The 24,779-nt window shown below is 61.8% G+C and carries 19 protein-coding genes and 3 tRNA genes; 9 read left to right on the top strand and 13 right to left on the bottom strand.

The window, feature by feature from the left end; all coding sequences use genetic code 11:
* Positions 1-36: 36 nt before the first annotated feature.
* The gene (locus H143_RS0101160) at positions 37-1,533 is read right to left on the bottom strand and encodes an APC family permease (RefSeq protein WP_019936385.1); all 1,497 of its coding nucleotides are present in this window, start codon (positions 1,531-1,533) and stop codon (positions 37-39) included.
* Positions 1,534-1,629: 96 nt separating this feature from the next.
* Positions 1,630-1,714 (bottom strand) — tRNA-Leu (locus tag H143_RS0101155).
* Positions 1,715-2,092: 378 nt separating this feature from the next.
* Between H143_RS0101155 and H143_RS19680 the strand changes: the two genes are divergently transcribed.
* Positions 2,093-3,502, top strand: a complete 1,410-nt coding sequence (locus H143_RS19680; protein WP_019936384.1) for a tetratricopeptide repeat protein — start codon at positions 2,093-2,095, stop codon at positions 3,500-3,502.
* Between the two features lie 37 nt (positions 3,503-3,539).
* Here the strand turns inward: H143_RS19680 and H143_RS0101145 are convergent, their stop codons facing one another.
* The 8 genes from H143_RS0101145 to hemC form a co-directional block, all read right to left on the bottom strand.
* Positions 3,540-4,289, bottom strand: a complete 750-nt coding sequence (locus tag H143_RS0101145; protein WP_019936383.1) for a M48 family metallopeptidase — start codon at positions 4,287-4,289, stop codon at positions 3,540-3,542.
* A 2-nt stretch (positions 4,290-4,291) separates the two neighbouring features.
* Positions 4,292-7,603 carry a type I restriction endonuclease subunit R gene (locus H143_RS0101140; protein WP_019936382.1) on the bottom strand — a complete coding sequence of 1,104 codons (3,312 nt, stop codon included), beginning with the start codon at positions 7,601-7,603 and terminating at the stop codon, positions 4,292-4,294.
* Positions 7,600-8,856: a restriction endonuclease subunit S gene (locus H143_RS0101135; RefSeq protein WP_081626981.1), complete on the bottom strand. Its 1,257-nt coding sequence runs from the start codon at positions 8,854-8,856 to the stop codon at positions 7,600-7,602. The genes H143_RS0101140 and H143_RS0101135 overlap by 4 nt, the downstream gene beginning before the upstream one ends.
* Entirely contained in the window at positions 8,846-9,988 is a 1,143-nt protein-coding gene (locus H143_RS19675) for a virulence RhuM family protein (RefSeq protein ID WP_019936380.1), read from the bottom strand. Before H143_RS19675 ends, H143_RS0101135 begins: the two co-directional genes overlap by 11 nt.
* The gene (locus H143_RS0101125; RefSeq protein WP_019936379.1) at positions 9,981-11,507 is read right to left on the bottom strand and encodes a type I restriction-modification system subunit M; all 1,527 of its coding nucleotides are present in this window, start codon (positions 11,505-11,507) and stop codon (positions 9,981-9,983) included. The genes H143_RS19675 and H143_RS0101125 overlap by 8 nt, the downstream gene beginning before the upstream one ends.
* A gap of 21 nt (positions 11,508-11,528) precedes the next feature.
* On the bottom strand, positions 11,529-12,134 hold the full coding sequence (locus tag H143_RS0101120; RefSeq protein ID WP_019936378.1) for a restriction endonuclease subunit S: 606 nt from the start codon (positions 12,132-12,134) through the stop codon (positions 11,529-11,531).
* 438 nt (positions 12,135-12,572) lie between these two features.
* A tRNA-Ser gene (locus tag H143_RS0101110) sits at positions 12,573-12,662 on the bottom strand.
* A 170-nt stretch (positions 12,663-12,832) separates the two neighbouring features.
* Positions 12,833-13,807: a hydroxymethylbilane synthase gene (gene hemC / locus H143_RS19670; protein WP_019936377.1), complete on the bottom strand. Its 975-nt coding sequence runs from the start codon at positions 13,805-13,807 to the stop codon at positions 12,833-12,835.
* A gap of 164 nt (positions 13,808-13,971) precedes the next feature.
* Here hemC and tpiA point away from each other — a divergent pair, with 164 nt between their 5' ends.
* From tpiA to H143_RS0101070, 7 genes are all read left to right on the top strand, one after another.
* On the top strand, positions 13,972-14,727 hold the full coding sequence (tpiA, locus tag H143_RS0101095) for a triose-phosphate isomerase (RefSeq protein WP_019936376.1): 756 nt from the start codon (positions 13,972-13,974) through the stop codon (positions 14,725-14,727).
* 22 nt (positions 14,728-14,749) lie between these two features.
* Positions 14,750-15,217 carry a preprotein translocase subunit SecG gene (gene secG, locus H143_RS0101090; protein WP_019936375.1) on the top strand — a complete coding sequence of 156 codons (468 nt, stop codon included), beginning with the start codon at positions 14,750-14,752 and terminating at the stop codon, positions 15,215-15,217.
* Between the two features lie 85 nt (positions 15,218-15,302).
* A tRNA-Leu gene (locus tag H143_RS0101085) sits at positions 15,303-15,387 on the top strand.
* Between the two features lie 270 nt (positions 15,388-15,657).
* Entirely contained in the window at positions 15,658-16,122 is a 465-nt protein-coding gene (locus H143_RS22750; protein WP_231378441.1) for an Arm DNA-binding domain-containing protein, read from the top strand.
* Entirely contained in the window at positions 16,119-16,361 is a 243-nt protein-coding gene (locus H143_RS22745) for a hypothetical protein (protein ID WP_231378440.1), read from the top strand. Before H143_RS22750 ends, H143_RS22745 begins: the two co-directional genes overlap by 4 nt.
* Entirely contained in the window at positions 16,358-16,636 is a 279-nt protein-coding gene (locus H143_RS0101075) for a type II toxin-antitoxin system RelE/ParE family toxin (RefSeq protein ID WP_019936374.1), read from the top strand. The genes H143_RS22745 and H143_RS0101075 overlap by 4 nt, the downstream gene beginning before the upstream one ends.
* An 11-nt stretch (positions 16,637-16,647) precedes the next feature.
* On the top strand, positions 16,648-16,953 hold the full coding sequence (locus H143_RS0101070; RefSeq protein ID WP_019936373.1) for a HigA family addiction module antitoxin: 306 nt from the start codon (positions 16,648-16,650) through the stop codon (positions 16,951-16,953).
* Positions 16,954-17,545: 592 nt separating this feature from the next.
* Here the strand turns inward: H143_RS0101070 and H143_RS21485 are convergent.
* From H143_RS21485 to H143_RS19655, 3 genes are all read right to left on the bottom strand, one after another.
* A complete protein-coding gene (locus H143_RS21485; protein ID WP_019936371.1) occupies positions 17,546-19,456 on the bottom strand; it encodes a diguanylate cyclase domain-containing protein in 1,911 nt (636 codons plus the stop codon).
* Positions 19,457-19,623: 167 nt separating this feature from the next.
* Positions 19,624-22,164 carry a YbcC family protein gene (locus H143_RS0101055; RefSeq protein WP_019936370.1) on the bottom strand — a complete coding sequence of 847 codons (2,541 nt, stop codon included), beginning with the start codon at positions 22,162-22,164 and terminating at the stop codon, positions 19,624-19,626.
* Between the two features lie 19 nt (positions 22,165-22,183).
* On the bottom strand, positions 22,184-23,752 hold the full coding sequence (locus H143_RS19655; RefSeq protein WP_051094302.1) for an NADH-quinone oxidoreductase subunit L: 1,569 nt from the start codon (positions 23,750-23,752) through the stop codon (positions 22,184-22,186).
* A 99-nt stretch (positions 23,753-23,851) separates the two neighbouring features.
* On the opposite strand from H143_RS19655, the gene H143_RS0101045 reads away from it, so the two are divergent.
* Positions 23,852-24,769: a LysR family transcriptional regulator gene (locus H143_RS0101045; RefSeq protein ID WP_019936368.1), complete on the top strand. Its 918-nt coding sequence runs from the start codon at positions 23,852-23,854 to the stop codon at positions 24,767-24,769.
* Positions 24,770-24,779 lie beyond the last annotated feature (10 nt).

Below are 24,779 nucleotides of genomic sequence, written 5' to 3'. Positions count from 1 at the left end.
GCCGGCGCGCGGGGGCTCCATCTTACCCGGGCCGGATCACTCCAGCGGCGGCGCGGCCACCTGCCGGCCCAGGTCCACCCCGGCATGCCCGGCGCGGCGCCGGGCGCGCGCCAGGATCGCCAACGCCACCAGCGCCAGCACGGCGCCCTGGACCAGGGGCTGGAAAACGAAAGGCGTGTGCGGGGAGATCGCGGCCGCGCGAAACAGCACGGCGGTGATCACGAGCGAGGCGAGCGCGGCAACCGCAAGCCAGGGGTCGCGCCTGAGCGGCGCGCTCCAGGAAGCCTGGGAGAAACGCGGATTCCAGCGCAGATTGAGCGCCCCGAGCGCAATCAGGAACCAGATCAGCAGCACGCTCAGCGAGCGCACCACCACGCCGAGCGACCAGCCGATATAGGCCGACTCCAGCAGGAAAAGCGATGCGAGCCCGGCCGAGAGCATCAGGGCCGCCATCGGCACGCGCCGCTGCGACGTCTGCACAAAGCGCTCACCGAACATGCCATCCTGGCCCCACGCGAAAGCCATGCGCGAGGCGCACATCATCTGCGGCGCGAGCGTCTTGCCCACCACCAGCGCCACCACGAAATTGAGCAGCACGCTCACCGCATGCGGCGCGATGACGCTGATGAGCCCCGGCGCGGTCGCCAGCGACGACTTGCCCGCCTTGATCAGGCCGATGACGGCCCACCACGGCGCCGCATGGAACAGCGCCGCGCAGACGGCCGTGAACAGCACGACCGCGACCAGCCATGCCCACATGATGCCGCGCGGCACCGTGGCGCTGGCATTGCGCGACTCGCCGCCCAGTCCCGGCGCGGCGCTGATGCCCCCGTACGCGAAAATGAACAGGCTGCACACGGAAAAGAACGCGCTCAGGCTGAACGGCGGCAGTCCGGCGGGCTCGGTCAGCACCAGATTGTGCCGGGTGCTCGCCATCTGCAGAAAGGTCTGCGGCGTGGTGTCCAGGGCAATCACGATGATCGTCAGCGCGACCAGCACGATCAGCCCGAACAGCGCCAGCACGAACCTGCCGTAGTGGTGCACGCCGCTGGCATGAATGGCGAAGACCAGCCAGATGGCCAGCAGGCCGACGATGATGTGCCCGGTCGGCGTCATGATGGCGGCGCCCACGGGCAAGCCGGCGCTCGCGCACGCCTGGCCGAGGAACGTGCCGAAGGCGAAGGCGAGAAAACCCATCGCGGAGGTCACGCCGATCCACCAGATGAAGTTGGCCACGAAGCCGGTCGTCAGCCCGAGGCTGCGCACCGTCCACGCATAGGCCGAGCCGGCGCTGGGCATCGCCTGCGAGAAGCGGGCGTACAGATAGGTCTTGGCGAGCACCAGCATCCCGGTCACGAACATGGCCAGCGGCACCAGGTCGCGGATCGCCGGATAGACGCTCAGGCTCTGCACCGCCACGAAATTGATGCCCGCCCCGTATTCCTGCGTGACGGCGGACGCCATGATGGCCAGCACCCCCAGCGTCTTGCTCAGGCGGAAATTCTGATCGGTCTCGGATTCGGTCCTACTCATCGTGTCTCTCCGGATGGCGCCGGCCTGGGCCGGACGGGCTGTTTCCGCGCTACGAATTCGGTCCTTATCCTGCCCTGAAAAACGAAATGCCGCTATTGGTGCACCCACCCGGGGTCGAACCGGGACGCCTTGCGGCGAGGGATTTTAAGTCCCTTGCGTCTACCAATTTCGCCATGGGTGCTCTGTGCCGGACGACGGCCATGGAGCGGCTTGCGGCAGGATCGCGGCACTATAACACCGCATCCGGCGGTGTCATCGTCGCAGCGTTTCAAACCAGCCCGGGGCAGTGCGGCCGGCCCGTCAAGAAGTCTTGCGGACGCTGTTGCCAAGTCTTGGCGCCAAGGCGGTTTTCGGTCCGCCATCCGTATAAACGCTAATCGTATAAACGCTAGCCGCCGCGCCGCGCAGAAGCACATAACATAGCGCGCCAGGAGACCGTATCGAGAATGCCGGGAAGCATTCTCGGGCACCCGGGGAGGGCAGCGCTCGTTCCAAACCCCGGACACCATAACTACTAACTGTCATATTGCAAGGCCGGCGCATGCGCCGCGCGTCTGTCATGAAAAACAAGAAAGTGCCGCCCATTCAAGCCGGCCTGGCACATTACCAGGCGGGTCGATTCAAACAGGCGGCGGCCGTTTGCGCCGACATCCTCAAGCCCAGCCCCGACGACCTGCATGCCCTTTGGCTGCGCGGCCTGTGCGCGCAGCAGCTGGGCGATTACAAGACGGCGATGGCGTGTTTTGCCCGCGGCGCCCGCGTCGATCCGCGGCATGCGGCGTTTCCGCTGCATATGGGCGCCGTCCATTGCCGCCAGGGCAAGTACGCCGAAGGCGCGGACTACTATCGCTGCGCACTCAGCCTGAAGCCCGATTATGTCGAGGCGCACAGCGGCCTGGCCAGCGCGCTGCTGGAGCAAGGCAAAACCTCGGAGGCCATCGCCAGCTACCGCTGCGCGCTGGACCTGAACCCGGACCGCGCCGCCTTGCACTACAACCTGGGCGTGGTCTACCAGCGCCGCTTCGAGCCGGACCAGGCCGAATCCTGGTTCCGCCAGACCATCGCCCTGCAGCCTGACCATGCCGCGGCCCATAACGGCCTGGGCGTCGCGCTGGTCGAGCAGGGCAAGGGCGAAGAAGCGCAGGCCATGTTCCGCCAGGCCATCTCGCTGGCGCCGGATTGCGCCGAGGCCTGGTACAACCTGCACGGGCTGTTGCTCGACCAGGGCGATACCGCGGGCGCCGTCGACTGCATGGAGCAGGCTGCGCGGTCGGCGCCGGACAACGGCCTGTACCGCCTCATCCTGGGCATGCTGCACGATCTGGCGGGCGATGCGCAACAGGCGCAGGCCTGCTTCGCGGCCGTCGCCGCGCAGCCCGCGCTGCATCATGATCTGGACGCCTGGCAATACCTCAAGGAGCAGGGGAAGCCCACGCTGGTGGGCAGCGGCGCCCGGGTGTTCGAGCTGGCCCTGGCGCAGGCCCGGTCCGACGGCCTGGTGCTGGAATTCGGCGTTTATCGAGGCAAGTCCATCCGCATGATCGCAGCCATGGTGGACGGCCCGGTTCATGGCTTCGACAGTTTCCAGGGCATCCCCGAGGACTGGAACCACGAGGCCCGCGGCAGCTATTCCACCGAGGGATTCATCCCGCAGGTGCCGGACAGCGTCACCCTGCACGCGGGCTGGTTCGAGGACTCCATCCCGCCTTTCATCGCGCGGGAAAAAGGCCCTGTGCGCATGATGAACATCGACTGCGACCTGTACAGTTCCACCTGCACGGTGCTGTCGCAGTTTGCCGGGCAGATCGGGTCCGGCACGGTGCTGGTGTTCGACGAATACATCGGCAACGTGTCCTGGCGCGAGGACGAATTCAAGGCGTTCAACCAGGCTGCGGCGCAATTCGGCTGGCGCCATGAAATTCTGTGCTGCAGCTTCATGACGCGGCAGGTGGCGATACGCATCTGCTGAGGCGGCCGCCGCAGGATTGGTCTTGATTCGATGTCTTTCAGGCGCGGAAAACGTCTTGCGCCATGTTGTCGAGCTTTTCCTTCACCGCTCGCCAGTTCGGCATGTGCCGATCTAAGGTGCGGTAGAACTTGGGACTGTGGTTGTGGTGGAGCAGGTGGCACAGCTCATGGAGCAGCACGTAGTCGATGCACTCCCGTGGCGCCTTCACCAGCAACGGGTTCAGTGTGATGCGGCCCGAGGGTGAGCAGCTTCCCCATTGCACAGTCATGAACTGCAGGCGCGTCGGTGGAAGCTGCTTGACCCATCGCAAGGGGGCTGCCACGGCGGCAAGGCGATCCGCGAACACTTCCCGCGCTCGCTGCCGATACCAGGCATCCAAGGCCATCTTGATCGGGGCCGATGCATGTTCCCGCGCCGTCACGGTGATGAAAGCGCCGCGCATCCGAGCCTGCGCCCTGGCCTCTGCGTCGACGACGACCTTCAAGCGATAGCGGCGGCCTAGATAGTGCAGAGACTCCCCGCTCACATACTCGCGGGGCAGCATATGGGCCAGTCGTGCCCTGGCTGCTTTCACATGCAGGCTGATCCAGCGCGCCCGCTTTTTCACGGCAGTCATCACATCAACCAGGGGCGCGGTGTCGGGTGCATCCACCAGCACGCGTGCGTCGGGCTCCACATGAATGGCAACGCGCGTCACAGTGCGCGAAGGTTGGCGGCGCAGGCTGAAGGCGATGACTTCATCGCCATAGGCGAAGCGGTGCTGCGAGACACGTTCAGTGACCAGCATGCTCAAGACTTGCTCAACCCGACACGCGTGATCTGGATGACTTGCTCGACCACCAGCTTGGCGTTATCCAAACCCAGCGTGCCAAACAACAGGGGCAGCAGGCTCTTGCGAATGGCAGCCTCAATGTTCTGTGGGTTGAGCGAGTTCTCTGCCACGGCGTCGCGCACCACGGTGTCCATGGCAATCGCTTGTTGCACCAGCTTGTCCTTCGCATCGCCACTCAGAGCCGCAAAGGCCTCGTCCCCCAGCACCAGACGCATGGCGCCAAAGTAGGCCTTGGCATGTGGCTTGTCTGCCAATGCATCCGGCATGTCCGGGGTGGCTCGGGCGTCCAGTTTTTCCTCAAAGGACTTGAACAGGGCGTACTGTTTCAACGGATGGTCGAACATCGCCTGCGCCTCAGCGATGGCCTGGCGCAGCAGTTCACCAAACACCTTCTGCGCATAGGGGTCGGTCGCCAGTTCCTGCTCGATGGTCTTGCGCAGCCGGGTGCGGATCATGTCCGTCTCATTGCGCGTCTTTTCTTCCGACCAGTCCTTCGGGTCTTCCGCTTGCCCTAACTGGTGCACCAGATAGACGCCTTCAGGTTCGCGCACCTCTGTGCCGATGACCTGCTTGTCCACCAGTTTGCGTATTTGCTCTTCGTAGACGCTGTAATCCACTGTCTCCATGGCATCGCGACGGGCGGTCTGGCGCAGTTCGGTGAAGAAGCGAAGGTCGGCCTTGTACCGGGCGATTTGCGCTTCAGAAAAGCTCTTGTCCTCGAAGAAGCTGCGTGATGAGAGCGCGGTCTGCAAGCACAAGCCGAAGGCAGTCAGTGCATCATAGAAGTCGTCTCGCAGTTTCTGCCGTTCATCATGCTCTTCGCCGTCAGTGCCTCTGACGAACCTTGGTGCCAGTACTTGCCGGTACTGCTCGCGGTCGAGCTTGTTGGTCACCGACGTGAAGAACGACCACAGTTCATCGTGCAAAGCAGGCAGGCGCTTGTACTCCGTGCTGAACTGGTGGTACAGGCCCTGCAGGTCGCTGATGTCGAAGCCACCCTGGGTGCGGGATTCCAGGTCCTGGTAGGCGCGGATGGCGGTGTCGAGTTCCTTCAAGATGCCTCGGTAGTCCACCAGCACGCCGTACCGCTTGGCGTCATGCAAGCGGTTGACGCGCGCCACGGCCTGGATCAGGTTGTGCCCTTTCAGGGGCTTGTCGATGTACAGCACCGTATTGCGCGGCTCGTCGAAACCCGTCAGCAGCTTGTCCACGACGATCAGCAGGTCAGGTGCGCCGTCCGTGCCAAAGTCATTGACCACTTGCTTCTCATAGGCCTCGGCATCGTTGCTGCAGGTGGCCATGGCCTGCTTCCACCACTTTTGCACCTCGGGCAATGTGTCCTCGTCCACATCGGAGTTGCCTTCACGCGTGTCCGGGGCCGAGATCACCACCGCACTGGTCACCAAGTCAGTGTCGTCCAACGCCTTCTTGTAGCGGATGGCGTCGAGCTTGCTGTCGGTGGCGACCTGGCCTTTCAGGCCGAGCCCCAGCTTCTTGATGTTTTCGTTAAAGTGGGTGGCGATGTCCCATGCGATCAGCTCAATGCGATTGGCTGCACCGTAGACGGCCCCCTTCTTGGCGAACTTTTTTTTCAGGTCGGTGCGCTGGGCATCACTGAGGTTGCTGGTGATCTTCTCGAACCAGCGGTTCACAGCCTCCTCGTTGATGTCCAGCTCGGGTATACGCTCTTCATACAGCAACGGGGCCACGGTTTCGTCCTCCACCGCGCGCTGCATGGTGTAGGCGTGCACGATGGGGCCGAACTTGTTGGCCGTCTTCTCGTCCTTGAGCAAGGGCGTACCCGTGAAGGCGATGTAGGCCGCTTTGGGCAGTGCCTTCTTCATGCGCTCGTGGGTTTCGCCGCCGTGGCTGCGGTGGCCTTCGTCCACCAGCACGATCATGTCGGCTGAGTCGTTGCGGCACTCCGGCAACTTGGACGCCGTATTGAACTTGTGCACCAGCGTGAAGGTGATGCGCTCGGTGCCCTTGCCGATGCGCTGGGCCAGATCGCGGCCAGACAAGGTGCGGCTCTTCTCGCCGTCTTTCTGTGTGGCGATGCTGGAGCCAAAGGCACCACCGGTCATGAAGTTGCGGGCGAGCTGGGTTTCCAGGTCAATGCGGTCGGTCACCACCACCACGCGGCATTCCTTCAAGGCATCCACCAACAGCAGCGCCTTGGTCAGGAACACCATCGTGAAGCTCTTGCCCGACCCTGTGGTGTGCCACACCACACCACCCTCGCGGCCACCGCCTTGCGATTCGGGCTTCATCTGGCTGATGCGCGCCAGCAGCGCCCGAATGCCAAAGAACTGCTGGTAGCGGGCCACGATCTTGCCCACTTTGCGGTCGAAGAGCACATAGCCGCGCAGGAACTCAAGCAACCGTGCCGGGGTCAACAGGCTCACCAACAAGCGGTCCTGTTCGGTGGCCTGCATGGGGGCGCCCCACAGCGTGTCGAAGTACGCCGCCAGTGCGGCAGGCTTGCCGTCGAACAGCGCAGTGCGCACATCCGGCTTGAGTGCCTTGTTCTTGAGCGCCTGCATGTGGGCTTCGTCGAACTCCTCCTCCCGCCACTTGGCCCAGAACTTCGCCGCCGTGTGCGTGGTGCCGTAGCGCCCCTCGGTCTGGCTGATGGCCAGCAACAGTTGGGCGTAGGCAAACAGGTTGGGAATCTCGTCCGGTCGCTGGTTGCGCAGGTGTTGGCTGATGCCCTCCGTCACCATCGCCTTGGCGGAGTGGCTGCCACCGCCCGACTCGGGCCGCTTGGCTTCGATCACCACCAGGGGGATGCCGTTCACATACGCCACCACATCCGGCGTGCGGTGGTGCGTGCCTTGCGCTGCCAGCACCTCCAGCTCTTCGGTCACATCCCAGCGGTTGGCCGTAGCCTCGGCCCAGTCGATCACGGGAATGGTGGGCTGGTGCTTCTTGCCATCAGGCATGAACTCCGTCACCGTAATGCCCAGCGCCAGCTTGCCGTACAGCCGCTCGTTGGCGGGCATCAGCCCTTCGGCCAGGCTGAGTGCCGACAACTCGCGCACGATCTGGTCGATGCCGCTGGGCGAGAGCGGATACCACTGGCCCTTGTATTCGTAGCGCCGGGTTTGCAACACGTCAATCAGCCGGGGCTTGAGCAGCACCTCGCGCGTGCTGCCGCGCAGGGCCAAAGCCTGTGCCGTGGTCAGAAAGTTCCAACCCAGGTTGCAAAGTAGGTGCAGCGCGGGCAGGTGGGCGCTGTACTGTTCGCGGGAGTTGGGCGTGGTGTTCATGCCTGCACCTCTGTTTCAGCGTCCGGCAACTTGACGCGGCGCTTGCCGGTGAAGAGCTGGGACATTAGTGCGGCCTTTTCCTCGCGAAGCAGAGCCAATTGAGCCTGCAACAAGTCAGCTTCGCGGCCTGCTTCAGTTAGCACCTTCGCAATCGCCTGTTGCTCTTCAATTGATGGCAGTGGAATGTGGAGGTTCCGAAAATCTTTCCAGCGCAGACTGCCTCGGCGGTCTACCGATGCGTTGGTTGCGGACGCGAAAATTTGGCGGTAGTGCTCTGTCTTCAGCAACGCAAAGAGGTAGGCATCGACAACTTTATCGGTCGCTTTGAAGACGGTGTACATCGGGCTCACCAAACCGAAGTCGTACAAGTTTTGGTGACCGATGGACCCTTCATCAATGTGATTGGTCGCGTACACGAAGTAGCCACGGGGAACCACCTTGTACGTCGAAGTGTCAATGCTAAACACCTGCTTATTGAAATAGCTCAGCGAGTCAACCAGTCCTTGGTGCTTAGTACATGACAACACCCGATACGGCGCAGCCTCGCCCAGCTTTTGGCTGACTTCTGTCGCAACGTCGCCTATCCGGCGATAACCCCATTCCAGAGGCAATGAACCATAGGGTGTTTTGCGTTTTTGCCCACTCGCATTGAAGCTGCGGAGGCGAACCTTGCCAGTCAACATCTGCTGCGAAAGAAGCAGTTTCTGGTTCAGGCTGTTGGCACCCAGCCGCTCTATGGTGGCGATGGCTTGGTCCCAGGTGGAGAGAATTTGGGCGATGCGGCGCTGCTCCGGGATCGGCGGCACCACCAGATCAACAGACTTCAGTAGGTCCGTGTCAAGCTTTCCTGTTCCGTGGCCTGCGGTATCGACCATATCCAATACTGCGTGCTTCTTGCTTTGCAGTTGGTACGCAAGAAAGCGGGCATCCAGACCTTGATTGGGAACGATTGCCTTGATGTCTTGGTTGAAGGCAACATCCCTCATGGCAAGGCTGATCGGAAGATCCTTTAGCAAGGCCATTCCACGTGTCACTACCAAGATGGAATTCGCAGGTGCTACTGATGCTGCTGCTTTGCCAGTCTGGGTAAGGGTCAGCCCCGTCCTGTGGAGCCAAGGAGTTTTCATGTCTTTCACAGTCACCCAAGGAAAGTCGCCGGACCAATAGTCTTGACGCTCCTTACTTGGCGTGTTGCCGGAAAGAAGCTTTGTGCACTCACCAAGCGTTGAACGCTTCCACCCCTTAAGCAGCATCACTCCCTCCCTTCTTCTTCGTCAGCCGCTTGGCAACCGTGCCCAAAGCTGCCACGGCGCTGTCGTCGGTCGAACCCGAACCCAGCATGCGCATGGCATAAGCCTCACCTTCCGCCTCCAGCGCCGCCCGCCGCTGCGCTGCAAATTGCTCGTACTCGTTTTGCGCATGGGCGACCGCCTGCTTGTGCGACACCTTGCCAGCACCCACCAGCACTTGCCGGTCGTTGAATCTCAGGAAGGCATCGAGCTTTTCGGCCCAGTCTTTCAGAAACACCTCTTTGCGGCGCGTGGCCTGGTCCTCGGCAAAGTCCAACCACATGGTGGCGATACGGTTCAGATCGGTGATTTCCTGTTCATTCAGGTAGTTCTTGGCCACGCCCACGTCGGCTTTCTGCACCTGGCCCTTGCGGGTGCTGGTCAGGCCCATGTTGGGCTGGTTGTGGTCGGCACGGCGGCGGATGATTTCGGCGGCGGTCTGGCCGGACACGGCGTAGTGCAGCTTGTTCTGGATAATGCGAAAGAAGGCCGTGGTCTCGGGCAGCGTGGGGGTGTAGTCAGCCGCCAGGGCGAAGATTTCACGAACCCGCAGGTACATGCGGCGCTCGCTGGCGCGAATGTCGCGGATGCGCTCCAGCAATTCGCCAAAGCGGTCTGGCAACGCCGAGTCCCCCACGGGCGGGTTCTTCAGGCGCTCGTCGTCCATCGTGAAACCTTTGAGCAGGTATTCACCCAGGCGCTCGGTGGCCCAGCGGCGGAACTGGGTGCCACGGGGTGACTTCACCCGGTAGCCCACGGCCAGAATCATGTCGAGGTTGTAGAGCTGCACCTTGCGGCGCACCTGCCGGGTACCCTCGGTTTGAACTGTCAAGTAATCCTTGACGGTTGCCGCTGCCTGCAATTCGCCCTCGGCCAGCACGTTTTTGACGTGAAGGCTGATGTTCTGCTTGCTGGTCTGGAACAACTCAGCCATCAAAGCCTGAGGGAGCCACAGCGAGTCGTCCACGAAGCGGCATTCCACCCGTGTGCGGCCATCTTCGGTTTCGTAGAGCAGGAACTCGGTTCCCGCCGCCTGACCGTGCACGTTGAGGGCAGGAGTCGTCTGCGCCGAGCTGGTTTTGCGTGGTTTATTCATAGCCCAACTCCTTCAGGTAGACAGCCATCTGGGTTTCCAGGCTGGCCAGCTCGGCTTTGAGCTGCTCACGCTCCTTGCGCACCGCCATCAGGTCGATTTCGGCTTCTTCCTCAAAGGTGTCCACATAGCGTGGGATGTTGAGGTTGAAGTCGTTTTCGGCGATCTCCGCTGGCGAGGCGAGGTAGGCGTACTTGTCCACGCTCTGCCGTGTGGCGGCGGTGGTCAGGATGCGCTGCAGGTCGGTTTCGCGCAGCAGGTTCTGGTTCTTGCCGGCCTCGAAGTCGCGGCTGGCGTCGATGAACAGCACCTTGTCGTCGGCCTTGTTCTTGCGGAACACCAGCACAGCGGCGGGGATGCCGGTGCCGTAGAACAGTTTTTCGGGCAGGCCTATCACCACGTCGAGCAGGTTCTCTTCGATCAGCCTCTGGCGAATGCGGCCTTCGGCAGCGCCACGGAACAGCACGCCATGCGGCACGACCACAGCCATGCGACCGGTGCCGGGCTTCATGGTCTCGATCATGTGCAGGATGAAGGCGTAGTCGCCCTTGGTGCGCGGCGGCACGCCCCGGCGAAAGCGGCTGAACTTGTCGGCGTCGGCGCCCTCAAAGCCCCACTTTTCCAGGCTGAACGGCGGGTTGGCCACCACGACATCGAAGTGCTTGAGGCTCGCCGCGCCGTCGAGCAGCTTGGGGTTGCGGAGGGTGTCGCCCCATTCGATGCGGTGGTTGTCCTCGCCGTGCAGAAACATGTTCATCTTGGCCAGTGCCCAGGTGCCGCCGATGGCTTCTTGCCCATAGAGCGCGTACTTGCGTGAACCCGTGTTCTCACGGATCAGGCGGCCGCACTTCATCAACAGCGACCCGGAGCCGCAGGTGGGGTCGCAGATTTCATCGCCCTCTTGCGGCACCATCAGGCGCGCCATCAGCGCGGAGACTTCGGGCGGGGTGTAGAACTCACCCGCCTTCTTGCCGCTGGTGGATGCAAAGTTCTTGATGAGGAACTCGTAGGCGTTGCCGATCACATCGAGCTGTCCGACACGGCTGGGGCGCAAATCCAGCTCAGGCTTGGCGAAGTCCTCCAGCAGGTGGCGCAGGATGTCGTTCTTCTGCTGCTCGTCGCCCAGCTTGTTGGAGTTGAAGCTGATGTCCTGGAACACATCGCGCAGCTTGGTGATGTTGGCCTCTTCGATAGCATGCAGGGCCTTGTCGATGCGCTCGCCATTGCCGGGGCTGTGCCGCAGGGTGTGCAAGGCATAAAAGCTGGCGCTGGCGGGCAGCAGGAAACGCTCGTTCTTGAGCATTTCTTCGATCAACTCAGGGTGATCGCCGTACTGCTTCTTGTAGGCGTCGTAGTGGTCTTGCCAGACATCCGACACGTACTTGAGGAACAGCATGGTCAGGACGAAGTCCTTGTAGATGCTTGGGTCCACGGTGCCGCGAAAGGTGTCGCAGGCGGCCCAGACGGCGGCGTTGATGTCGTCCTGGCTGACAGCGGTGATGTCGGTGGTGGTGTCGTTCATGGTGTGGGTTCCCTGGGTTGTTCAGTGCCCGGTCTGTGCGGCATGCGCCAGACCTTCCGCAAGCGCCTGCAGTTGTTGCTCGCGGTTGTGAATGAGTTGGTGGAGGGTGCGTCGCTCCTGGCGGGCGAGGTCGGCCAGGGTAACGATGCGTTGCTGGTCTGCCAGCGACGGCACGCACAGCGTGAGCGATTCCAGCACGGGGCGACGGATGCTCAGCTGGCTGCTGCCTTCAGCGGCTTGTTGAAGCTGCCGCTGGAATGGGGGCTGGTTGATCTGCCACGCCAGAAAAGCTGGCAGCAGCTCGGCCCGTGGCAATACTTGAAGCAGGAAGAAGTGCGGGCTGCACACGGCCGCACTGGGCGGCTCGTCAATGCAGACCGCGTAGAACCGCGCACCTTTGGAGACGAACAGGACGTCACCCGCTTTGAGCCAGTCTGGGTGCTTACGGCCGGCAAGGGATGTGCGGATGACGCCAGACCAGTTCACCCCCTGGTCGGGGTCAACGTCCTTCATCTGCACCGCCAGGGTTCCGCCTTCCGCGGACTCCTCTATGGAGCCCCGGAAGGGGTGGCCGCCTTGCAGGGAGGCCAGGCTACCAACGGCAGAAAATTTTGCATCAATCGTCATGAAGCAAATTTTATTTGAATTTTCTTGATTTGCAAGAAAATTTGCATCATAGCGATTGATGTCAATTTTCGCGTTGTTTGGTGTGGTCGGCTGGCTACATGAGCTCCAGCTGCTCCGCAGCGACGCTCTCTATCAAGCCCTCGGGGGCATCGGCGACCGAGATCGACCTTGGCGGGGGCATCAGTCGCCGACGTTGACTGCCGTGTGCTGCGGGGGGGGGCATCTGTGCGGAGCCGGCGCCGTATGACTTTGCCGCCCTGCAGAGGAATGGTGGTTGCGGTTTGCTGGAAAGACGGGTCTGTGGCAAACCAGAAAGACAAAAGCCGTGGTGCATTCAGCACCACGGCTTTCGATAGTTGTTTTGATATTGGCTTGCTGATTTTTAATTGGCAAATGTCAATATTTACCTAAAATATCAATAATTTATCAAAATTGTTCTGGCGGAAGCGGTGAGATTCGAACTCACGGACGGTTTCACCCGTCGCTTGTTTTCAAGACAAGTGCCTTAAACCACTCGGCCACGCTTCCATTGTCAGTGCTGAATTGTAGGGGGTTGCGGAAATCGTTTCCGCAAGGCAACGGTTTTCAAGACCGGTGCCTTAAACCGCTCGGCCACACACCCTGAAGGCAGGCAGCATGATAATCCATGATCATGCACGCCCGCACGGCGGCAAGAGCGCATGCCCTCGCGGCGCGGATCACTCCGCGTAGCGCGTTTCTTCGATGATGGCCTGCGCGCCGAGCTTGTTCAGCCGCTGCCCCGCGCGCATGCCCAGCGATACCGGGTCGATGTTGCCGCTGCTGTCGAACACTTCGACCGCGCTGGCGCCGTCGAGCGAGACCACAATGCCGCGCAGCTTGAGCTGGCGGTCCTCGATCCAGGCGTGCGCGCCGATGGGCGAATCGCAATGGCCGTTGAGCGCGCGCAAGAGGGCGCGTTCGGCCTGATAGCAGTACATGGTGTCGCGGTGGTTGATCGCGGCCAGCAGCGCTTGCACTTCCTCGTTGCCGGTGGCGCATTCGGCCACGACCACGCCCTGGCCCACGGCCGGGCACATCTGGTCGGGCGTAAAGACCCGCGCGATGCGGCCGGCCAGGCCGATGCGATCCAGGCCCGCGTGTGCCAGCACCAGGGCATCGAGCGGCGGCGTCTTGCCGCCGTAGTTAAATTCCATGGGCGTGCCGCTGTCCAGGCGGGCAACGCGCTTGTCGGCCGCGCCGCGAAAGGGAACAACGTGCGCGGCGCGGTACAGCCTGCGCAGGAAAGCGGCGCGCCGTACCGACGAGGTGCCGATCATCGTGGGAACGGCATCGGCCGCCAGCCCTCGCCTGAGCACCAGCGCATCGCATGGATTGCTGCGCGGCAGGCAAGCGCCGATTGAAAAGCGCGTGTCGGCGTAGTATTCCTCATTGCCCGGCAGGTCCTTGAGTGAATGCATGACCATGTCGGCCTCGCCTTGGAGCATCATCTCGTGCATGGCGGTGACAAAGGCGCCGCCCTTGCCGCCCAGGGCGCCCAGGCGGCTCTTGAGGTCAAGGTCGGCGCGCGCCTGGCGAGTGACCATCTCGAAGCGGTGCTGGGGAAACTGCGCCTGCAGCGCCTGGATGATGGCCTCGGTCTGGCGCACCGCCATCAGGCTGGCGCGGGTGCCGATCTTGAAGGTCTTGGACATTCGGGTTCCTGAGTACGGAAATGCGCCGCCGGGACGCAGGCGACTGACCGCCTGGCAGCATGATAACAATCTCTGAAAACAGGGTCGGGCACGCTTTGCCCTGACAGGATACAATTGCGGGTTTGGCTCGGAAGATTCCGGGCGGCAATGCCTTTGTTTGTGCTATGACCCAACAATCTCGCGCCCGGCTGGTTCTGGGCAACTGGAAAATGCACGGCAGCCTCGCGCAAAACGCGGTGCTGCTTTCCGCGCTGCGTTCGGCAAATACCGAGGCGGACGCGGGGCCGCACGCCCAGGTTGGCGTCTGTGTGCCTTTTCCCTACCTGGCCCAGACAGCGCAGGCCCTGCAAGGCAGCGTCGTGTCCTGGGGCGCCCAGGACGTCAGCGCGCACGAGCAGGGCGCCTACACCGGTGAGGTCTCGGCCGCCATGCTCAAGGACTTCGCCTGTCGCTGGGTCCTGGCTGGGCATTCCGAGCGCCGCGCTTATCATGGCGAGACCGATCAGGCCGTGGCCGACAAGGCCCGCGCCGCGCTGCAGTCGGGCCTGACCCCGGTCGTGTGCGTGGGCGAGACCCTGGCCGAGCACGAGTCCGGGCAGACGCTGGACGTCATCCGGCGCCAGCTCGCGCCCGTGCTGGCCCTGGGGGCACAGGCCGTTGCCCGCATGGTCCTGGCCTACGAGCCCGTGTGGGCCATCGGCACCGGCCGCAGCGCCACCCCCGAACAGGCGCAGCAGGTCCATGCCGCTATCCGCGCCGAGCTGGCCGCGCTGGGCACGGCCCAGGTGCTGGTGCTCTATGGCGGCAGCGTCAAGGCCGCCAATGCCGCCAGCCTTTTTGCCATGCCCGACATCGACGGCGCGCTGGTCGGCGGCGCCGCCCTCATTGCCGAAGAATTCCTGCGCATCGCCGCAGCCTGACAGTTTCCGATCTGGAGTCATCATGTCCTTCAACACGCTTTTGCTGGCCGTCCAATTCCTGACGGCACTGTCAATCATCGTTCTGGTCCTGCTGCAACAAGGCAAGGGCGCCGATATGGGTTCGTCCTTCGGCAGCGGCTCGGCCGGCAGCCTGTTCGGCGCATCGGGCGCGGCCAACTTCCTGTCGCGCACCACCAAGTGGTGCGCCGTGGTCTTCTTCGCCACGACCATCGGCCTGGCCTATCTCTCGCATGCCGGCCATTCGGGCTCGAACAGCTCGATGATGTCCGGCGTCATGAAGGGCTTTGAGGCGGCGCCGGGCAACAAGGGCGGCGACGTTCCGGCGACCCAGGGGTCGGAAGTGCCGGGCGCTTCGGGTGCCGCAGTACCTGCCGCGGGTGGCGCTGCCACGCCGGCTGTGCCCTCTGCGCCTGCGGCCAAGAAGCCGGATGCTTCGGTTCCCAGCGCGCCTGCGGCGCCTGCTAAATAAGGCGTTTTCATGCTAGAATTTTGGACTTTCCGCTAGACCTTAGGGTCGCGGAAATCAAAACGCAAGACATAAACGCAAGACCGAAGCCGTCGTGGTGGAATTGGTAGACACGCTATCTTGAGGGGGTAGTGGCGAAAGCTGTGCGAGTTCGAGTCTCGCCGACGGCACCAGAAAGCAGCGCAAGGTAGTGCAATACAGAGCAAAAAGCCCTAGAAATCAACGTTCTAGGGCTTTTTTGTTGTGCAATGCTGTGCAAGGCAATGCATTGCCATACCATCATTCTTGTTGGTATCTTGGTTGGTATCTGCTGAAATTCAGTAGCCAGCCCCGACAGATACCAGGACACCGAACGCTCCACTTCTGGCAAGGTCAGGCGAGACTCTAAGCCGCTGACCGATACTGCCTGCCGGCAGGCCAAGCCCCGGCCTGAGCCGTACAATTTGCCCGACGGTGGCACTGGCCTGTATCTGAAGGTGATGCCGGCCGGCGGCAAGCTCTGGCGCTGGAATTATCGCTATCTGGGCAAGCAAAAGACTCTGGCCTACGGCACTTATCAGGATGTGGGCTTGGCTAAGGCCCTGGAGAGGCATCAGGAGGCCCGAAAGCTGCTGGATGATGGGATTGATCCCGCCCAAGCGCGCAAGGATGACAAACGAGCCGCCAAGCTCGCCACTATCAACTCATTCGAGGCAGTAGCCTGCGCCTGGATGGCCGAGCGTCAGCCCTCTGTGTCGGTCAGTACGCACACGCACACGATGGGGCGGATGAAAACGACGTGTTCCCGTGGTTGGGCAAGTGCCCCATTACTGAAATCGATGCCCCTGAAATTCTGGATGTCCTCAAGCGCATTGATGCCCGGGGGGCGCGGTACTGCGCGCACAAGGTGCGGGCGGAAATCGGCATGATCTTTCGCTATGGCATCCGGCAGGGGATATGCAAGCTCGATCCTGCTCAAGCCCTGATCGGCGCGATACCCCGGCATGTCACCAAGAATTTTGCGGCTATCACCGAGCCGGTGAAGGTGGGCGAACTGCTACGGGCATTCGACAGTTTCAATGGCAGCTATCCGGTGGCCTGCGTTGACGCGGCAGGCATAAGCTTGACATTGACGTATAACGCCTGGCGTTATATCGTACCTGCATGATACTTGCTTTCTCATGCGCCGATACCCAGTCCCTGTTTCAGGGTGGGCGAGTGCCACGGTTTGCAAATATCCGAAAGGTCGCCGAGCGCAAGCTACAGCAATTGGACAGTACGGCCACGCTGGAATTTCTTCGCTCTCCACCTGGAAACCGACTGGAAGCGCTCGATGGCGACCGCAAAGGCCAGCACAGTATCCGTATCAACGGCCAGTGGCGCGTCTGTTTCGTCTGGACGCTGGACGGGCCGACGCATGTAGAAATTGTGGACTACCACTAGGAGATGTGACCATGACGAAGATCAAAAATGGCATGCGCCCGATTCATCCTGGCGAGGTGTTGCGGGAAGACTACCTAGTCCCTCTAGAGATGAGCGCTAACGCTTTGGCGGTGGCTCTGCACGTTCCCGCGACTCGGATTGGTGAAATCTTGCATGAACGACGCGGTATCACTGCCGATACCGCCTTGCGGCTGGCCCGCTACTTTGGGGGCGATGCTCAGTCATGGCTGAATATGCAGCAGGCCTATGACTTGAAAATCGCAGAGAAAAAAATCCTACCGAAGATCACCCGCGAAGTGGAGCCGATGGCGGCCTGACCCCTCACGCCAGCACCTATCCCGACGGGGAGAACAGCCGGAACGTCCACCGGCCTGGTGCTGGCACCTCTTACCTTGGACGACGCATAGGACGATGCGATGGAGACAGTGGACCTTAGCCACTACGACCTACAAAGCTCATTCTCAACGTGGGAAATCGCTTGCTTGATGGCAGGCAAAGAACCGCGTGATGAAGATCTTTTCAAAAATCAACCGCCTGCGGTCAAGGCCCTAATCAAAGCGGTGGAAGGCGCCGCCACAAGCGCGCAGGCAGTGATTGCTGCGGCCTGCCAGAAAGGATGGGGGAGCGGATGTCGGCTATTGCAGTATCGAAACATAATTTGCCGAGTATCCAAGTCAGAGAGGCCTACAAGTGCTTCTTAGCGAAAGGCAGCATCCCTAAGCTGACGTTTGAAGTCGCCCAACAGTCTGTCAGACTTCATAGATTCTTGCGTGAAGACATAATTGAGTGGCTGAAGCAGACGGGCTACAAAAAATCCAGCTACTTCACTCAGGATCTTCCAGAGGGCAACGACGCTGAAGAGCAGCCATCGGCGTTCGAGAATTTCATGCGCGCACAGGGCCGGCGTTCTTAAGCGATATAAAGCCGATCCTTGCCTGCAGACTTGGCTTTGTACATTGTCTCGTCCGCCAATTTCAACAATTCCTTGTCGCTGCGCGGGCGGCGGGAGTCTGAAATGGCGATTCCCACGCTGGTGGAACAGGACAGTTCGGTTCCTTCTATTGCCCCCATCGCCTTGGTTCGCGCGATGATTTTCTGTGCGACAGACTGCGCGTCCAGAAGCGGATTTTTCAGGTTGTTGAGAATGACCGTGAACTCATCCCCCGCCAGCCGGCAAACGTGATCTGAATTGCGAACGCAACTCTGGAGCGTTTTCGCAAAGGTCGACAAAACCTTGTCGCCGAACTCATGCCCGTAGGTATCGTTTATGTTCTTGAAGCCGTCCAGATCCAGAAAAAGCAGCGCTATTCCTCGGCCGTCCTCGTATGCGCTATTGCTTGACTCCTTCAACAGGCGCATGAAATAGCGCCGGTTAGGCAGGCCCGTCAGCGCGTCGTGAAGGGCTTCTTTTTCCAGCTTGATTTGCAGTTTCTTGCGCTCGGATATGTCGCGCAGGAAGGCGTTGACGAACAGCGAGCTATGGGTCTTCGCAAAACCCAGCGTCATTTCCACAGGGAACGATTCGCCGGATTTTTTTTGCGCCGTCATTTCGATTCGCTTGCCCATCATTTCGCTTTTACCCGTGCTGACAAAGCGCGAAAACCCGGCATGGTGCTTAGTCCGCGCTTCGGACGGAATGATGATCTCGGCCAGATCCTGGTCGAGAACCTCGTTCTTGCTCCAGCCGAACATTTTTTCCGCTGCCCTGTTCCAGCCTTGAATCCGGCCGCGGCTGTCGATTTCCACGAAGGCATCGTTTGCGTTTTCGAGCGTTGCCACGAAATGCGCTTTTTCTTGCTCCAGATTTTTCTCGGAGCGATGGCGCCGCTCGATTTCCTGGTTGAGGATGGCAATCGACTGCTTGAGTTTCTGGGTCCGCGCAGCCACCCGTTGCTCCAGCGACAGCCGCAGTTTTTCCAGATCTTTCTCGATACGCTTTCTGTCGGAGATGTCGGTCAGTATGCCGATGAAGTACCGGGTTGCCATGCCGCCTTCCTGCAGGACGGAGAGGTTGAGCTGAATCCATCGCGATGAGTTTTCATGGTCGTGCAGGCGAATTTCCTGCGTGCAGGCTGCCGTTCCCGCGATAAAGGGATTGCTGAAGAAATCTCTCAGCTTTTCCTGTTCTTCGTCGTGGGCGATATCGTAGAAAGACTTGTTCCTGAGATCGAAAGGGGAGTAGCCCAGAATTTCGCATGCGACATGGTTCATCTGGACTACGGTCGCATCGCGCGAGAGCCAGATCATTCCAACGCCGAGCGAATGTATCGTTCGCTCCAGCAGGGAGTTGGTGTTTTGCAGGAGATTTTCGATTCTCTGACTGCTGCGCGACACTTCAAGCGTCTGGAGATATTTTTCGACGATCTTCGCGAGATCTACGAGGCGTTCGGCTTCTTCCTGGGAAAATTCTCTGGGCGTCGAGTCCAGGATGCACAGCGTCCCCAGGTTGTACCCCTCGATCGATTGCAGGGGATGGCCTGCATAGAATCGTATGAAGGGTTTTCCGGTAACCAAGGGGTTGTCGAAAAACCGATCATCCTTTGACGTGTCGTTGACGACGAATGTGGTGTCTCCGAGAATGGCGTGGCCGCAGAACGAGATGTCCCGCGGCGTTTGCTTCGTGTCGAGCCCAGCGGCCGATTTGAACCACTGCCGTTTCTCGTCGATCAGCGACACCAGCGCGGTGTCGACATCGAATATTTTTCTGGCCAGGCGGGTAACCCTGTCCAGCTCGTCGTCGGCAGGAGTGTCCAGAATGCCCAGATCGATTAGTTTGGACAAACGCACCTCTTCATTGGAAGGACATCCCGGCGGATACATGATTCATTTCCTATTCTTGATGTCTTGGAGGTAGGCCGCTTATTCAATTCTTGGCATAGTGGGTTGGCGGTATTGTTTCAGGGAAAATCGAGGTGAGACATGCCGCAGCGAAAAAACGGCCGCATCCAGGGCAACGATTCAAATCCAACCCAGCCGTCCGATTGCGGTCAGCGCCAGGGCAGGGCATGCCATTGACCCCGTGCATAGCGTACCAGTCGCTCATCGCCGGTCCAGCGCCACAGGTGCAGCCAGCCATTCTCGACCAGTTGCCGCACTACCGCATGCGAGCTCACAACACGCTCGATGGCCCAGGCCGGGGCGTCGACGGCTACCGTCAGCCGCAGTGGCTCGTGTACCCAGCGCGCACCGTCATGCAGCGACTGCCGCGACAGGCCGATGCGAAGATCACCGCCGTTGCCCTCGAATACGCCGATGACCCCGCCCGCCACATTGTGCAAAAGCTTGTTGCCGCTACCCAGGTGCTCGGGATCGCAGGTGCTGGCATGGTACTGCCAGTTGATCCAGTGGGTGACCAGCATGGGCGCGGTCATCAGCTGCTCCAGCAATGTCCCTTGTGGATCCTGGCTTGCGTCGTAATCATGCAGAAAGCACCGGCCCTCCAAGGCCACATCTTTGCTGCGCCAGCGCGGCGCGATCAGGAATGCGGCGTTTCCCGCCAGGCCCCACTCCGGGCGGTTTTGGGCGCCGTCGTTGGCACGGCGGCGCAACTGTTTTAGCAACTGTGCATGCCCGTCGCGAGGAGTCAGTCCCAGGCGCGGCGCTCGCTCGCGCCTTACGTGGTCGCCGGCGCTGCGCAACGCCGCGTCCAGCTTCTCGTAGCGTTCGCGTGCGGCAGTTTCGAGCAAATCCAGATCGAAGCCTTCGGTCTCGTCAGTTGTGGTGTTGTGCAGGGCGCCTACGAACCGGGTGTCCGCGGGGATACTGATGCCTTGCTGCGCCAGCCCGGCACGCACCGCCGTTTCGTTGAGCAGCCTTGCCAGGCTGCGGGCATTGGCCTCGCCGGTTTGCCCGCAACAGGCCCCGCAATCCAGAGCCGAAGCCTGGGCGTTGTTGCGGGTCTGGCTGCCATGGCCGATGAACACCACCAGTGGCGCGAATTCCCGCTCCAAGCCCATGGCCTTGAGCACGCGCGCGGCCAATGCCACTTTGGTGTCGGTGTCCAGTCCCTGCAGCGCGGGACGACACAGGGGGCGCAGACGAGCAGGCAGGCCGTTCAAGTCATCGTTTACGCGGGCGCTTGCCGACGGGTGCAGCCATTGCCCGAGCTTGGCCAGATAGCCCACCCCCGCCGCCTCGACAAAGGAAAACGCGGCACCCGGCCAGCGGCTGGCGTTCAACCATTGTCGCGACAGGGCCAGACGATTCTCCCTGGCGCGGCGGGCCGTATCCTGCAGCGCGGCATCCTGCTCGGCATGGGCGCTTTCAGCGGTGATGATCTGCTCTGTTACGTCCAGGGAAGCGGGTAGCAGTCCCGGCAACTGTGGCCGCCGCAACGTCGTTCCCAACGGCGTGTAGGCCATCGGCAAACCGAAGAATCCGGCAAAGCCGATGGTCTGCACGGCCGGCCAAGTGGCTTCCAGTGCGCGGCGCAAGGGTTCGCTGCGCACGTCAATGCAAAAAACAGTCTGCGCTTCGATTTTCTCCCCGGAATCCGTAGGCGGCCTGGCCGTGGCAAGTCGTTCGGATAATTGCCGCTGGTAGCCGATCTCCAGAGCCGATTGCCAGATCTCGTCGGCCTGCAGTTCCTGCGCGCATTGCGCCAGCAGGGCAGGGGCTTGGCGCCAGGCGCGCTGCAGGGAACCCAAAGCCTGGCGTGTGTCGGCATCGTCCTTGCCGTCCAGCAAAATGGCGCCCCAGGCCAGGCGAATGGCGAGCAGGTCGCGCAAATGCGGATCGACGCGTCCCTGCTGCGCTGCCTGCCAGCGCAAGTAAGAACACCATGATGCCCAGCCGTTGATGGTCAGCAGCACGGCCTCCAGGTAATCCGCCCACAAGGACGGCGCAAGCTGCAGGCGCTCCATCGCCCAGCGTTCCGCGGACGCCCGCGTGGCCGGCAGCGCTCCCAGCGCCTTGCCCAGATTCGGCAGCCCCATCAGCGTGCCGATGCCATGGTCGTGGCTCAGCGTATCGCGCCAGAATGCATAAAGGCCTTGGCTTCGCTCGGGCGGCCACTCGGCCTGCTGCGTGTCGAAATAAGCGGCGCAGGTCTGGCTGACCTGATGCGTGATGGCTTGTCGCCATGACAGCCGTGTATTGCGGTGGGGATCGCTGTCCAGGATGTCGATGAGCAGTGGCAGCTGAGGTGTGCGCAACGCCGCGTCCAGGACCGCGACCAGACGTTCCACGGTCCAGGCTGCGGCGTCTCCCGCAGGCAGCATGGCCAGGGCGTGGGCCAGGTCGGTGGCGTTAATTCGCCCCTCCTGCCAGGCCTGGCGCTGCAGGGCGCGGGGAGCAAATACCTGGATACGGCCGAACACGGCCATGCGCGCGGCCACCGATCGCACCGGCATGCGGATGCGGGCCCAGTGCGGATTGACGGCGATGGAGCGATCCAGAGGCCAGGCGGGAGCGATGGCTTGGCAGGCCTGTTCGCAGGCTGCTTCCACGCTTGCATGCCCGTTCAAGACGGCTTCGTTCTGGACGATCGAGGCTTCGTTCGCTTGCGGGGCGAGATCAAGGGCATTCATGTGTGTCGAGTTCCTGGAGTTAGTAGACGTTTGCCGCGCTGGCGTTGGCGTTGGCGTTGGCAGTCCAGGTCGCAGGGTTGGGGGCCGCGGGCGTCGCCGCTGCCGTCCAAGGGGTGGGCCACAACAGCAGAGTCAACCGTGTGTAGTACTCATCGATATAGAAGCCGGCATAGCTCCAGCATCGCCATGTCGCCAAGGTCTGCGCACGGCACTGCAGCAAGGTCAGGCAACCGTACAGTGCCGCCAACCCGGACAAAGCCAGCAAGCCAGACGCCGTCCCGGGGGCGTCGCGCAAACCGAGGGGCAGGATATGCGCCAGCGACGCTGCAACCCCCAGCCCTGCAAGCATGATCAGTCCGGCGACGGCTCGGCGCAGGGTCGCACCGATCGCATGTTTTCGAGGCAGCCACAGAAGCGGCGCCCAGGCCAGGGCCAGCGAGACGGTCCACCACCACGGCCAGGCCGCGGCCCCGCCGGCCCCGTGCAGCGTCTGCAGCACTGCGGCTGCGGCCACCGGCGCCACCAGCAGGCTGGCGGGATGGACGGACTCCGGGTCTTGCATCATCTGCAGGCGGGCCTGGCGCACCACGCTGGAGGCCGACAGAAAATGGTGCGCCTTATAGAGCGAATGTCCCAACAGGTGTAGCGCCGCAAAGGTATACAGCCCCAGGCCGCACTCGAGCACCATGAAACCCATCTGCGCGACGGTAGACCAGGCCAGCCGCACTTTGATGGTGATGCGGGTGAGCATGACCAGGCCGGCCAATACCGCCGTGGTCAAGCCCATGGCCACCAGCAGCCAGCGCGCGGCGGGCGCGTGGTCCAGTAAGGTGGCAAAGCGGATCAGTACGAACCCGCCCAGGTTCACGACGCCTGCGTGCAGCAGCGCGGAAACCGGCGTGGGCGCCTCCATGACCTGGATCAGCCAGCCATGCACCGGCAGCAAGGCCGTGCGCAGAACCACCGCCAGCGCGAGGCAAACAGCGCTGCACTGTAGTGCGGGACTGGCGCCGTGCACAGAGATATAGCTGGCGAGATCGCTGAGCGAACCGCTGCCGGCCTCATGCCATGCCAGCAGCGCTGCGGCCAGCAATAGCAGGTCGGCCAGGCGATCGGCCAAACGCTTTTTGTGCGCCGCCAGGCGTGCGAACGGGCGTTCGCCATAAAAGCACAGCAAGTGCTGCAAGGCCACGCCGATCAGGGACCAGGCCGCGATCAGCACGAGCCAGTGGTTTGCCAGCAGCAATAGGTGCACCGCGGCCAGCATGCCTGTCAGCGATGCGGCGTAGCGCTTTTGGCCGCCCTCTCCTTCGAGGTAGCGCGCGGAAAACGCCCCAATCACCGTTCCCAGCCATTGCACCAGCGCGGCCAGCAGGCCGCTCAAAGGCGTCAATGCCAGCCATGGCAACCCTGTCGGCCGTTGCGCGTGCGGCCATGCGCCGTAAAGACTGGCGACACAGGCAAGCGCGCAAAGCGGCATGAAGACGCGCCATGGTCGAGTTATCGCAGCAAATCGGCTCAAGATAAGCGCTCCCATTGCCATCAACACGGCAGGAAGCAATGGAATCAATGCAGGCGTGGCGGACATGATTTTTGTCTAAAAAGAGTCGATAGGCCTCATGTTGCAGCGCATTATTAATTCTGTAAAATATATTGATAAGAACAAAAACATACATAAAATAGAACAATGAATCTTGAGCAACTGAACTTCCATCACCTGCTGTATTTTTGGCGTGTCGCCCGACTCGGGCATCTGACGCGTGCGGCCAAGGAACTGCACACGTCGCAGTCATCCCTGTCTGCGCAAATCCGGCAACTGGAAGAACGCCTGGGCGATGCGTTGTTCATACGCGAGGGGCGGCGTTTGGTGCTGACCGAAACCGGCCATCTGGTTCAGGCCTATGCCGAGAACATCTTCGGCCTGGGGCAAGAACTGCTGGGGCGGCTGCAGGGCCATAGCGAAGGCGTCATGCGCTTGCGCATCGGTAGCGTGTCCACCATGTCGCGCAACTACCAGGAAAATCTGTTCCGCCCCCTCCTGAGCGATGCCTCGGTTGTTTTGACCTTGGAGTCCGGCCCGCTGGAGCATCTTCTGAAGCGTCTGGCCGAGCATCAACTGGATCTGGTGCTGGCCAACGAACCGGTCACCGCCGATCCCCAGCGTCCGCTGCACAGCCGGTTTCTTGGTGGGCAGCCGCTGTCCCTGATCGGTCCGTCACGGCTTTGGCGCGGGAAGCATCTGCGTGTGCCGCAGGATCTGGACGGGTTGGAAATCGCGCTGCCCGGGAGACATCATGCCGTGCGCTCCCAGTTCGATGCGCTGTGCATCACCGCGCAGGTCAAGCCCCAGGTGCGCGCCGAAGTGGACGACATGGCCATGCTTCGGCTGATTGCCCGCGACAGCGGCTGGCTCGCGGTATTGCCCGAAGTGGTGGTTCAAGATGAATTGAGCAACGGGCTGCTTTGCCTCGCCGGGCAGTGCCCGCAGTTGCAAGAGCACTTCTATGCCATCACCACGCCGCATCGGCACCGCATCGAGCGGTTGGAGGCACTGCTGCAGTCGGCGCCTGCCGCGGCGCTGGCTGCCGGGGCGCACGCGCGTTGAACGGGTCGGG

The sequence above is a fragment of the Bordetella sp. FB-8 genome (genome assembly GCF_000382185.1).
Taxonomy (GTDB): Bacteria; Pseudomonadota; Gammaproteobacteria; order Burkholderiales; family Burkholderiaceae_B; genus Bordetella.
Note: the sequence above shows the minus strand (reverse complement) of the source record. Positions and strands in the feature narration are given on the sequence as shown.